The following is a 12529-nucleotide window of genomic DNA, read 5'->3' on the forward strand; positions in this document are numbered from 1 at the left end:
ACATGACCTTGTCAAGGAGGAGATCGATGAGCACACCGACCGTCGCGATCATCGGCGCCGGCATCAGCGGGCTGACGATGGCCAAGATGCTCGAGGACTACGGACTCGAGTACGCCGTCTTCGAGTCCTCCGACCGCGTGGGTGGCAACTGGGCCTTCGAGAATCCCAACGGGAGCAGCAGCGCGTACCGCTCGCTGCACATCGACACCTCCAAGCACCAGCTGTCCTTCAAGGACTTCCCGATGCCCGAGGAGTATCCGGACTTTCCCCACCACACCCAGATCAAGGAGTACCTCGACTCCTACGCGGACGCCTTCGACGTCCGGCGCCACATCGAATTCGAGAACCGGGTGCTCCACGCCCGCCGTCTCGGGGCCGACGAGGGGGACGGCTGGGAGCTCGAGACCCAGCGCACCGGCACCCGTCGTTTCGACGTCCTGCTCGTGGCCAACGGACATCACTGGGACCCGCGGTTCGCCGACAAGCCGGGCGAGTTCACCGGCCTCACGATGCACTCCCACAGCTATATCGACCCGAAGACGCCGTACGACCTCAGCGGGAAGCGCATCCTCATCATCGGCCTGGGCAACAGCGCGGCCGACCTCGCCGTGGAGCTGTCGAGCAAGACGACTGGGAACGACGTGGTCATCTCCACCCGCTCAGGGGCGTGGATCGTGCCGAAGTACTTCGCCGGCACTCCCGCCGACAAGTACTACCGGACCTCCCCCCACATCCCGACGGCCTGGCAGCGCAAGTTCGTCCAGGTGATGCAGCCCCTCACCGCAGGCCACCCGACCGACTACGGGCTGCCCGAGCCCAACCACAAGTTCTTCGAGGCGCACCCCACCCAGTCGGTCGAGCTCCCGCTGCGACTGGGCTCCGGCGACCTGCGGGCCAAGGGCGACATCGAGCGCTTCGACGGCAGCACCGTGCACTTCGTCGACGGCACCGCCGAGGAGTTCGACGTGGTCATCCATGCCACGGGCTACAACATCACCTTCCCGTTCTTCGACGAGGAGTTCATCAGCGCACCCGAGAACAACATCCGGCTCTACAAGCGGATCTTCAAGCCGGGCATCGACGACCTCGCCTTCATCGGTTTCGCCCAGGCGACGCCGACGCTCTTCCCCTTCGTGGAGTGCCAGACCCGCCTGGTCGCGGCATGGCTGGTGGGCCGCTACCAGCCGCCGAGCATCGAGGAGATGGAGCGCGTGATCGACGAGGACACGCAGAAGTACACCGCCCACATGGTCCAGCGGCCCCGGCACACCCAGCAGTTGGACTACTTCCTCTACGAGCACAACCTGCGGACACACGAGATCCCGGCAGGCATGGAGCGAGCCGCTCGGACGACGCCGGTGGCCGTGCCGTGAGCGAGGACCGCCCTTGGGCGAGGATGGTCGACCGGCGCAGCGTCAACCGCGGCGACCAGCGGCGTGCCGCCCTCCTCACCGCCTTCGACGAGCTGCTGCGTGAGCAGACGCTCGAGCAGGTCAACGTCGCGGAGATCTCGCGACGTGCCGGTGTCACCCGCTCGGCGTTCTACTTCTACTTCGAGTCGAAGGCCGCAGCCGTCCTCGCACTCATGGCCGAGTTGTACGACGACGCCTCGGACGCCACCGACCAGCTGGTCAAGGCCGAGGGCGAGCCGGTCCCCCGGATCCGGGCGGTGATCACCACGCTCTTCGACTCCGTGGACAAGACGCCGCACACCTACCGCGCCCTCCTCGAGGCCCGCGCCACGAGTCCGGGGGTGCGCGAGCTCTGGGATGCCGGTCGCACGGAGTTCGCCACGATGGTCGCGGAGATGATCGAACGGGAGCGCGCCGCCGGGCATGCCCCGCCCGGGCCCGATGCGCACGCACTCGCGGCCGTCCTGCTCGACCTCAATGACAACGCCGTCGAACGCCACGCCCTGGCCGCCGCGCCGCCGCGGGAGCGGCACATCGACGCCCTCACCCACATCTGGATCACCACCATCTACGGGAGCCACCAGTGAGCACGACCTTCTCGTTCACCTCCAGCGGCGTGACCTGCGCCGCCACCCACTTCCCTGCCGTCGATGCCGCGGGGTCTGCCCCCGTCGTCGTACTCGCGCACGGACTCGCGGGCACGCAGGACGCCGGCCTCGCGCCGTTCGCCGAGGCCTTCGCCGCGGCCGGTCTGCACGCGGTCACCTTCGACTACCGGGGCTTCGGTGCCTCTGGCGTCGCGCCCGGGCAGCCCCGCCAGGCGGTCTCGATCGACGGGCAGGTCGCGGACCTGAACGCCGCCGTCGACGCCGCACGCCGGCTGCCCGGCGTGGACCCGACACGAGTGGTGCTCTGGGGCGTCTCGCTCGGAGGTGGTCATGTCATCCAGGTCGCCGCCGAGCGCAAGGACGTGGTCGCGGTGATCTCCGCGGTGCCGCTCGTCGACGGCTTGGCCGCCGCACGGCTCGCGACCAAGCACCACTCCCCCGGGCAGCTGCTGGCCTCCACGGCCCGCGGTGTCGCCAGTGCCGTACGTCGCCGCGCCGGTCGGGCGCCCTCGATGATCCCCGTCGTGGCCAAGCCCGGCGAGGTCGGCGCGCTGACCCTGCCCGGCGCCTACGAGGACTACCTCGCCATCGCCGGACCGACCTGGCGCAACGAGATCGCCGCCGACGTCGTCATGGAGCTGGGCGGTCGTGACCCGACCAAGGCGGCCAAGCGCCTGGCGGATCGTCCAGACGTCTCCTGGCTGGTGCAGATCGCTGACTTCGACCGCAGCGCCCCGACGCACGCCACGGCGAAGGCCGCCTTCGCGGGCCGTGCGGAGGTCCGGCACTACCCGGGCGACCACTTCGACCTCTTCCCCGGCAAGGCGTTCCACGACGCCGCGGTCCGTCACGCGCTGCTCTTCCTGCAGCGGACGCTCGCCCTCGGCGGCCAGCGGGAGCAGCTCGACGCGGTCGCTGAGGGGGTCTAAGCGTCGGCCGCGGCCACCTGGCCGCACTGGCTGATCGGCAGCCCCTTCGGCGCTGCGATCATCCTTCCGCCGCGGCCAGCTGCCCACAGGCGCCGTCGATCTCGCGCCCGCGGGTGTCCCGGACGGTGGTCGAGATGCCGCGCGCCTCGAGCCGGCGCACGAACTCGCGCTCGTCGGCGGGGTCGCTCGCGGTCCACTTGGAGCCCGGCGTCGGGTTGAGCGGGATCAGGTTGACGTGCGTCCAGTTGGTGCCGCGGCCCTCACCTGACAGCACGTCGGCGAGCAGCTCGGCACGATGGGCCTGGTCATTGATGCCGCGCATCATCGCGTACTCGATCGAGACGCGCCGACCGGTCTGCTGGAAGTAGTAGTAGGCCGCTTCGACGGTCTCGGCGACGCTGAAGCGGGTGTTGATCGGCACGATCTCGTTGCGCAGCTCGTCGTCCGGCGCGTGCAGGCTGAGCGCGAGCGTCACGGGGATGCCCTCGTCGGCGAGCTGCCGCATCCGCGGCACGAGGCCGACGGTGGAGACGGTCACGTGACGGGCGGAGAGGCCGAGTCCGTCGGGCGCGGGATCGGTCAGGCGACGTACGGCGCCCAGGGTGGCCTTGTACGCGTGGAGCGGCTCCCCCATGCCCATGAAGACGACGTTGGAGAGGCGCCCCGGTCCCCCGGCGACCTCGCCGGCGGCCATCGCGCGGGCGGCGATGACGACCTGGTGGACGATCTCGGCGGTGGACATGCTGCGCTGGAGACCGCCCTGGCCGGTCGCGCAGAAGGGACAGGCCATCCCGCAGCCGGCCTGGCTGGAGATGCAGATGGTGGCACGGTCGGCGTAGCGCATGAGGACCGACTCGACGAGGGCACCGTCGAAGAGCTTCCAGAGCGTCTTGACCGTCGTGCCCCGGTCGGCGGTCTGCGTGCGGACCGGCGTGAGCAGCTCCGGCAGGAAGCCCTTGACCAGCTCGTCGCGCTGCGCGGCGGGGAGGTCAGTCATCTGCTCGGGGTCGTGGACCAGGCGCTCGAAGTAGTGGACGGAGAGCTGCTTGGCGCGGAACCCCGGCAGACCCAGCTCCTTGGCGGCGGCCTGCCGCTCGACGAGGTCGAGGTCGGCGAGGTGACGTGGCGGCTTGCCACGGCCCTTCGGCGGCGAGAGCACCAGCGGGATGGCGCGACCGCGCATAGCGGCCTCCTCGGGCGTCTCGCCCGGTCCGATCTCCTCGCTCAGCTCAGTCACCGCTCCAGTCTCCCACCGTCCCCGCGGAGCGACCGAAATGACAAACGGCCCCGGGCAGTGCCCGGGGCCGTTTGTATGGGAACTGACTACTTCCTGACCTTCACCGCGGCGCTCGTCTTCGAGGCCGAGGCGGGGGTCGCGCCCCTGTAGGAGACGGTCACCCGGACGGAGACCCTTTTGCCCTTGAACTTCTTCTTGAGCTTGAGCGTCGAGCCCCTGGCACCCTTGATCACCCTGCCGTTGGCGAGCCACTGGAAGGTCTTCGTGGCCGTCGCCGGCGAGACGCCGACGGAGACGCCAAGCCTCCTGCCGACCTTCGCCCTGCCCGTGATCCGGACCGACGAGAGCGTCAGCCTGACCGGCTTCGGGATGACCGCCGCGGAGATGACGGAGCCATCGGGCCGCAACTGGATCGACGGTGCCTTCGGGGCCGAGAAGTCGAACATCGAGCTGATGTCGCCCGCGGTCTTGTCGAACGAGCCGGTGACGGTCCCGCCCTCGTCGACGCTCTTGCCCCCGAGCCAGTTCGACTCGATGAACTTGGCGATCGAGGCCTGCGACGTCTGGGTGTGGTCGACGTAGTTCGACTTGGAGTAGGGCGAGATCACGAGGAACGGCAGGCGCTGCGACGGGCCGCAGCGGTCCTGCCAGCCACCCATCGGACTCGCGGCCGACGCCACCTTGGTGCAGACGTTGCCGTTGGCCGTGGTGTCGGACGAGCCGTTGATGATCGTCGGGGCGACCTGGTCGTAGAAACCGTCGGAGTCGTCGTACGCGATGACGATCGCCGTGTCCTTCCAGTAGGCCGACTTCTGGATGGCGTTGATCGTGCGGACGAGGAAGTGCTGCTCGTCGATCGGGTCGGAGTATCCGCCGTGACCGTCCTCGTTGGCGATCGGACGCAGGAAGGAGACGGCCGGCAGCGCAGCGCCGTCCTTCTGGTCGACCGCGTCGTAGAACTGCGTGAGGTCGTACTCGTGGTTGGCGGCGCCGTCGTGACCGATCTCGGCCGGGCTGGCCGGAGCGGCGTGGGTCGGGTTGGCCGTCGACTTGTAGTACTGGAACGGCGCGTGGTGCGGGATGTAGTCCTTGTTGTAGTTGTTGGCGCTGAACTGACCACCGTCCGGGTTCACCGTGGAGACGTAGTTGCAGATGTCAGCGTTGGAGGCGTTGGCCGGAAGGCTCGGGTTGCGGAAGCCGCCCATGAAGGAACCCCAGCTCACGCCCTTCTCGTTGAGCAGGTCGCCGATGTTCTTGCCCTGCATGCCGGCGGCGACGCTGGCGTCGGTGCAGATGTCGTACGCCGGCGTCGGGTCGCCCGTCATCGCGCCGACGGTGCCCTTGGTCGGGTCGGTGGCGTCGACGAGTTTGACGCCCTCGATGTCACCCGGCCAGGGCGAGGCCATGCCGGTACCTGTGGAGGTGGCGTCGTTGTCAGTGGCGGCCGTCATCAGGACCGGGTTGGCAGCGACGGCCGAGTCGTGGGCCGTGTTGGGTACGTACATCACCGCTCCACCGGTCTGGCCCGCGGCCAGGTTGACGGCGCCGACGCTGGACGGACCGAAGTTGTCCGCCCAGGAGTTGTCGCTCATCGCATAGTTCTGGGCGTAGTTCCACAGACCGGTGACCACGTTGCCGTCGGTGTAGCTCATCGCCAGTCCGGCGTGCTCGAACTCGAGGTTCCCAGCCGGAGCCGGAGCCGCGGTCGACGCACACGTCGCCGACGACGACGTGGACTCGACGAACTTGTCCATGGCCGGAACACCCGTGGTGGCGTCACCGTCCTCGGCCTTCTGCTCGGCGAGGTAGCCGTGACCCTGGGAGCAGGTCCAGGCCTGCCCCATGCCGAGCCGGAACGGCGCCATGCTGTTGGGGTTGGCACCGGCGACACCCTTGGCACCCGGGACGACCGTGTTGCTCACCGTCGTGCCCTTCGTAGCCAGATACTGGGGGTCCGAGGCGAAGTTGGTCGGTGTCGGAGTGCCGGCCTTGGCCGTGAACTTCACGCCGTCCGTGTTGGCCGCATAGGGGTAGGTGCCGAAGTAGTGGTCGAACGAGATGTTCTCGTCGAAGAGCACGACCACGTGCTTGATCGGCGTGGTCGTGGTGGCGTCGTCGGCCTGCGCAGCAGGCTGCGCCACGAAGGCGAGCGAACCGCCCACGAGGCTCACCGTGGCGAGCCCTAGTCCCGCACGTAGGCGGGCCTTCCTCTTGTTACTCATCTGGAATTGCACCTTTCGGTAAGTGGTCAGGCGAACATCGCCCGGCCAAGCCAGTCATCGCTCCCCCGGACGCCAGGAAGTACGAAGAAGTACCCGCCGCCGTACGACGAGACGTAGTCGGTGAGCGGCTCCCCGGAGAGCCGTCGCTGAACCGTGGCGAACTGGCGCTCGAGGTCCTGGTTGTAGGTGACGAAGATCAGTCCCATGTCGAGATTGCCGTTCGGCAGGAAGCCGGCGTCGTAGTTGTAACCGCGGCGCAGCAGACGCGACCCGTCCGAGCTCGACCGGCCCGAGTTGGAGGCGAGACGGATGTGGGCGTTGCCGGCGATCGCGTCAGCCCCGGGACCGGTGAAGGCCGGCTCGTCGGTCTCGCGACTTCCGGTCAGTGGAGCGCCGCTGGAGCGTTCGCGGCCGATCAGCGTGGACTGCTCGCGCACGGAGACGCGGTCCCAGAACTCGACGTTCATCCGGATGAGACGCACCACGTGGTAGCTGCCGCCCTCGACCCAGGCCGGCTCGGCGCCCCCGCCATGGGTCCACACGAGGTCGTCCTCGTGGCCAGCGATCGACGAGTTGGCGGTGCCGTCCTTGAAGCCCATGAGGTTCCGCGGAGCGCCGTCGGGACGGGATGGTGAGAGGAAGCCGTCCATGCGCCAGCGGATGGCGAGTGCGCCGCGGGTGGCGCGGAGCAGGATGCGCAGGGCGCGGTTGACCGTGTCGGGGTGGTCGGCACAGACCTGCAGCATCAAGTCGCCGTCGCACATCGCTCGGTCGAGCGCGTCATCGTCGAACTCCGGCATTCGGGTCAACCGCGCCGGCTTGCGCGCATGGAGCCCGAAGCGGTCGTCGAAGAGGCCCGGACCGACGCTCACCGTGATCGTCAGGCCGTCCGCCGACACGTCGTCGCCCAGGACCCCGTTGTCGGTGGCGGTCGCGGTCATGCCGTGGTCGGGCGCCGGACCGCCGGCCGTCAGCCACCGGCTGGTGGTCGTCAGCGCCTGGAACATCGACTTCAGCTCGGCTGCAGTCGTGGCAACGACGTCGAAGGCGAGGAAGGCCGACGACGCCTGCTGCGCCGTCAGGATGCCTGACTGGTGTGCGCCCTCGTACGGGTACCTGGTGTCTGTCGACGCCGCGTCCGTGGCCCGGGCCGAGGCCCCCAGACTCTCGGCCGCCACCGCCGCCGCGGCGACAGCGGCTGTGGCCGCACCTCCGACGAAGAGACGTCGGCTGAACTCGGGAGTACTCACTGGGGTCCCTTCTGGACCGGATCGAGGATCACGGCGATCTCGGAGAGGTACTCGAGCGTCTGGCTGAGTGTGGCGTTGAGGACGCGCCGCTGGGCGGCGGTCAACGCGGACAGCGGGGTCCAGGTGCTGCCGTGGTGGAAGGAGTCGACGTACGCCTTCAATCGGGCGAGCCACTGGTCCGTGACGTCGAGATGAGGGTCTCGGACGACCAGGAGGCTTCGCAGAGGCGACATGATGTCGCGGGTCGCCTCCACCATCGCGTCGATGTTGGACAACGTCAGATGCGAGCCGTGGTCGTTCTCCCCGGTGACCTCGAAGCGGAGCGCGTCCTCGAGGATCTCGTGCGTACGCAGGCCGAGGTCGATGTTGCTCGGCATGACCGGATTGCCGAAGGTGGCGGCCAGATGGTCGAGGCTGCCGAGCAGGCCGTTGATGACCGGCACGACCTGTCCCCCGATTGAGGCGGCGAACTGCTGCTGCGCCTTCTGGGTGGCAAGCACCTGTGCCTTCTGCCGAGCCTTCGCCTTCTTCAACGCCTTCGCGTGTGCCGCTCTCATCCGCCGGGTGATCTTCGCCCGGGTGGCCGCGTTCTTCCCTTTGAGCTTCCCCTTGAGCATCTGCTTGAGCGTGGGAACCTTCGCCGGTGCGACGGCGAGAGTCGGTTGGCTCATCCCCCACAGCTGCGACTCGAGCTTCGGGAAGCCGACGCCCACGTCGCCGTCGATCGCCTCGCCGTCGTCTCCGAAGGCGTCGTAGGCGGCACCGAGGAGCAGGTAACGCCGGTGGGCCTCCGCCCAGGCGTTACGTGCCGCAAGGAGCTGCCCCCGCTGTGCCGCGGAACGCAGCGCGACGAGCTCGCCGCGGATGCCGGGGAACTGCTTGATCACCCAGGCGGTGTAGGTCTCGTTGGGCCCGGTGAGGGCGAGGTCGGTGGCCGGCTCGTTGCCCGGCGTCGTACTGCCGTCGTAGTCGCCGGTGAGCTGCCAAGCCTTGCTCGCGGCGGGCGGGCTGTCACCGAAGAGGCAGAGGAACCGGTAGGAGCCGGCGCCCAGGACGAGTGAGAGGTTCCGAGTCGCGCCGACCCCGAGATCCTCGACAAGGGCGTAGACCTTGTGGTTGTCGACGTTCTCGACCTGGACCTCGGCGACGGCGTTGTTCGAGTTCCAGACGGCGAAGTTGAGCGGCCCGGCCGCGCCGCCACTCCATCCCGCACCGCAGTTGCTGACACCGACAGTGACGGGCGTGCCGGGGATCGACGCGTCACCGCTCGGCGACTCAGCCTGGGACGGCCCGCTGAGATAGGGAGCGACGGTGAGCACGAGTGCCATGGCGACGGCTGTTGCTAAGAGGATCCTGAACACCGGCACGGAGGGACTGTGACGGCGGACCGCTAATCACATGGATTGTCTATGGAAACAACCGGCGAGCGCGGGGTGAAGAAAAGACGACCGGCCCCGGGCGTTGCCCGGGGCCGGTCGCCGTCACCGGAGCTAGGTCACTTCAGCGTGCTCTGGACCGCCTTGAAGGCAGCCAGCTGAGCCTTCAGCTTGGCCTTCCGGGTGCCCTTGGCGTGCTTGATCTTCTTGGTCAGGGCCGTGATCTTTGCGTTGACGAGCTTCGCCGCCGCCGTGGTGTTCGCCGGCAGGGTGACTGTCTTGCCGCCAACCGTCTGGGTGACGGTCGCCGTCGCTCCGGGCACCGTTGCCGTAGCTGTAGCTGTGGCGGTGACCGTCGGACCCGGCACGGTGACGGTCTCGGTCTGGACACCGGACGGCGGGAACGCGTTGCTGTTACCACCCGAAAGGGTGAACTTGTCGGTCAGCGCGCCGGGCGTCTGCAGGTGGTGCACGGAGGGGTCGCTGGCCGGGAGCCGCTTGTCACCGGCAGTCGCCTTGGTGAGATTGCCGGAGTTGGTCACGACGGAGGAGTTCGTGGGCGCGTTCCAGGCCTGGGTCGTGATGTTCTTGACCTGGAGACCGGAGTCGGTCACCTTCACCTGGAGGTAGGTGGGCGTGTACTGCTGACTCTCCACCGAGTTGGCCCAGTGCCGCGTCTGGTTGGCGTCGTTCTTGCCGTCGATGGTGTCAGGACCGTAGTCGCCGCCATTCTTGGTGAGGTCCGGCGCGGTGAGGTCGTAGTACTTCGACCCGGAGGCCGAGTCGGTGGTGACGTAGATGACGCCGCCGGGGCCGGTCTGGACCGCCTCGGCACCCGGCTGCTCGTCGGCCTTCACCTTGGTCGGCGCGGTGCCGGCGGCAGTGGACTTGAGCTCGTAGGAGCGCGAGTAGGCGTGGTCGTGACCCTGGATGACCATGTCGATGCCCTCCTGCGACATCGTGTAGGTCAGGTCCTTGCGGCGCTGGCTGTTGTCGGTGTCGTTGGCGTGGGACGCCGGCGAGTAGATGGCGTGGTGGAAGTCGACGATCTGCCACTTCGTGCCGGCGCCGTGGTTGGCGACGACGTCCTTGATGTACGCCGCGTGGGCGGCGTCCGAGTTCGCGTCGCCGGTGCCGTTGTACGCGTTCGAGTTGATGTTGATGAACAGGACGTCCTTGTAGATGTACCAGTAGTCGCCGGATGCGTTGGTGGCGGTGTTTCCGCCGGGCGCGAAGAGGGCGTCGGAGTCCTCGTTCGGCGGGGCGAAGTGCTGGTTGTAGGCGCGGCCGCCGGACTCGTGGTTACCGATCTGCGAGGCGTAGGTGAACTGCTTGAGCACCGGGCTGATCGACGAGCCGTCACCCGCCTGCGAGTTGTCCGGGTCGGCCCACTGGGTCCACTCGTACTCGCTGTTGGCGGTCTCGACCTGGTCGCCGGTGGAGACGAGGAGCTCGGTCTCCGGGGCGGTGTCGGCGATGTAGTCCAGTGTCTGCGCCCAGCCGCGGCCGTCGAGGTGGGCGTAACCCGAGGAGCCGATCTGCGGGTCGCCGAAGGCGGCGAAGGTGAAGTCGCTGCTCGCAGTCCCGGTGTAGAACGTGTAGGCCGGCGACCAACCCGAGCCGTCAGCGGCACCCACGTGGTAGGTGTACTTGGTGTTGGGCTTGAGGTCCGGCAGCGCGACGTGGGCGTTGTAGTAGCCGGTCTGCGCGGTGATCGTCGCCCCAGTGCCGTCGTCGTTCTTCAGGCTCTGGACGGAGTCGGCAACCTCGTTCTTGGCCGAGACGGCGACGATCTTCTTCTTCGAGGTGCCGAGCGTGTCACCCTCGGAGATCTCGATCGCCTGCTGGGCGTTCGTCGGGTAATACCACGAAACGACCTTGCTGGACTGGTCGGTGCCGACGCCGAGCACGATGTCGATCGGAGTCTGGCCGTCGGCGTTCGCGGCAGTGATGCCGAACACCGAGAGGGCTGCAACCGCGGTCACGGTGCAGGCGCCGACCGCAAGGGCGCGGCGCGGGTTGTTGAGCTTCATCAAGGATTCCCTTAGCGGTGAAAGAGGGACGGAAGGCGTGCGTCCGCAACCTTTCGAGACACCGTGAACCACCGGGAAACTCCGGGAGCCGTCACGGGGGGCGCTGAACGGAATCTTAGGCTTCCTTATTGATCAACTATGGATACTCTCAGTCACGTCAGCCACCCTCGCCGATCAGCTCGAAGCCGAAGACTCGCTGGCCGAACCAGATCAGGCCGATCACTGAGACCCCAAGCGCGACGGCCGTCGTGATCCACAGCGCGGCCGTCGGAGCCCGGTGACGCAGCAGCATCAGGACCGGGAAGATCAGGACGATGAGACCGAGCTGGACGGTCTCGATGCCGACGTTGAAGATCAGCAGCGACCACAGCAGCGGCCATGACCAGGAGTGGTCGATGCCGAGGGCACCGGCGAAGCCCATGCCATGGATGAGGCCGAAGCCGAAGACGACGGTGAGACGCACCCAGCCGGCACGGTCGAGGGCGAAATGGCTCCTGCTGGTGACGTCGAGGTCGGTGGCGTGCTCCCGCTTGCGGACGACCCGCCAGAGGTACCAGGCGGCCGTGGCCGCGATCGACAGCGCGATCAGCGGCTCGACCACGTCGGCGGTGACGTGGACGACGCCGAACGCCGCCAGGATCAGGGTCGTCGAGTGTGCGAGGGTGAACGTCGTCGCAGCCAGGACGATCTCCCGCAGCTTCCGCGAGCCGATGATGAGCGCGGTGAGGAAGAGCAGGTGGTCCAGGCCCTTGAGCAGGTGCTCGGCGCCGAGGCGGTAGAACTCCCAGAACCGTTGCCCCCACGTCTGCTTGGTCGTGAAGGAGGTCTTGTTCTCGTCCAGCGCGGCCGTGCCGTCCTGGTCGTCGAGCTGGTAGGTGACGATGGTCTTGGCGCCCTTGACGTAGCCCTCGCTCGAGGCGAAGAGGTCACTGTGGAACGTGTGGCCGTCCTTGAGCACGTCGGCGTCAGCGTTCGGTTCGCACGCGAAGTCGATGGCGATGTGGGCGTAGGGCACGCCCTGCTCCTCGTTGATGTCGACGCTCGCGTCGGGAGCAAGCGTGGGCGCACAGTCGCTGCCGCCGTACGCGATGCCGAAATGCTGGGTCACATAGCCCAGCACCGACTGCTTGTGGTCCTCCAGTGCTGCCGTCATTCCAGCGATGTCGCCGTCGTCCCAGGCCGGTTGTCCTTCGCGGTAGAAGGGGTCGTCCTTCTGGGTGTCCGCGACCGAGACGAGCAGCAGGTCGTACTCGAGGCCGAACTTGACCACAACATGGTCCGCCCCGGGCGACGATGCGTCGACATAGACCACTGTCGTGAACCCATGCGCATCGGCCGCCGACGGCAGTCCGAGCAGAAGGAGGAGCGCGGCTCCGAAGGCGAGGGCTAGGGCTCTGAATCTATGCATGGCCTGCGCACTGTTTCGGCACGACGTGAACGGATGGCGAACCGAGGGTGGCCG

The 12529-nt window shown here is 67.9% G+C and carries 9 protein-coding genes; 3 read left to right on the forward strand and 6 right to left on the reverse strand.

The window, feature by feature from the left end:
• Positions 1 to 26 precede the first annotated feature (26 nt).
• Genes LH076_RS11065 through LH076_RS11075 form a run of 3 tightly spaced genes read left to right on the forward strand, consistent with a single transcriptional unit; the run spans position 27 to position 2949 of the window.
• Entirely contained in the window at positions 27 to 1373 is a 1347-nt protein-coding gene (locus LH076_RS11065) for a flavin-containing monooxygenase (RefSeq protein WP_227780761.1), read from the forward strand.
• Positions 1370 to 1999: a TetR/AcrR family transcriptional regulator gene (locus tag LH076_RS11070; protein ID WP_227780762.1), complete on the forward strand. Its 630-nt coding sequence runs from the start codon at positions 1370 to 1372 to the stop codon at positions 1997 to 1999. Before LH076_RS11065 ends, LH076_RS11070 begins: the two co-directional genes overlap by 4 nt.
• A complete protein-coding gene (locus LH076_RS11075) occupies positions 1996 to 2949 on the forward strand; it encodes an alpha/beta hydrolase (protein WP_227780763.1) in 954 nt (317 codons plus the stop codon). Before LH076_RS11070 ends, LH076_RS11075 begins: the two co-directional genes overlap by 4 nt.
• A gap of 58 nt (positions 2950 to 3007) precedes the next feature.
• On the opposite strand, the gene rlmN is transcribed toward LH076_RS11075, so the two are convergent.
• The 6 genes from rlmN to LH076_RS11105 all read right to left on the reverse strand — a co-directional run bounded on the left by rlmN (position 3008) and on the right by LH076_RS11105 (position 12475).
• A complete protein-coding gene (gene rlmN, locus LH076_RS11080) occupies positions 3008 to 4132 on the reverse strand; it encodes a 23S rRNA (adenine(2503)-C(2))-methyltransferase RlmN (protein ID WP_227783631.1) in 1125 nt (374 codons plus the stop codon).
• A 140-nt stretch (positions 4133 to 4272) separates the two neighbouring features.
• A complete protein-coding gene (locus tag LH076_RS11085) occupies positions 4273 to 6357 on the reverse strand; it encodes a phospholipase C (protein ID WP_227780764.1) in 2085 nt (694 codons plus the stop codon).
• 77 nt (positions 6358 to 6434) lie between these two features.
• Positions 6435 to 7658, reverse strand: a complete 1224-nt coding sequence (locus LH076_RS11090; protein ID WP_227780765.1) for a Dyp-type peroxidase — start codon at positions 7656 to 7658, stop codon at positions 6435 to 6437.
• Positions 7655 to 8986 (reverse strand): EfeM/EfeO family lipoprotein, encoded by a 1332-nt coding sequence (locus LH076_RS11095; protein WP_227780766.1) that lies wholly within the window; start codon positions 8984 to 8986, stop codon positions 7655 to 7657. The genes LH076_RS11090 and LH076_RS11095 overlap by 4 nt, the downstream gene beginning before the upstream one ends.
• 167 nt (positions 8987 to 9153) lie before the next feature.
• Complete coding sequence (locus LH076_RS11100) at positions 9154 to 11067, reverse strand: purple acid phosphatase family protein (protein ID WP_227780767.1); 1914 nt, start codon at positions 11065 to 11067, stop codon at positions 9154 to 9156.
• A gap of 157 nt (positions 11068 to 11224) precedes the next feature.
• Positions 11225 to 12475, reverse strand: coding sequence for a HupE/UreJ family protein (locus LH076_RS11105; protein ID WP_227780768.1), 1251 nt, complete (start codon positions 12473 to 12475; stop codon positions 11225 to 11227).
• Between the last annotated feature and the right edge of the window lie 54 nt (positions 12476 to 12529).

The sequence above is a fragment of the Nocardioides sp. Kera G14 genome (assembly GCF_020715565.1).
GTDB lineage: Bacteria > Actinomycetota > Actinomycetes > Propionibacteriales > Nocardioidaceae > Nocardioides.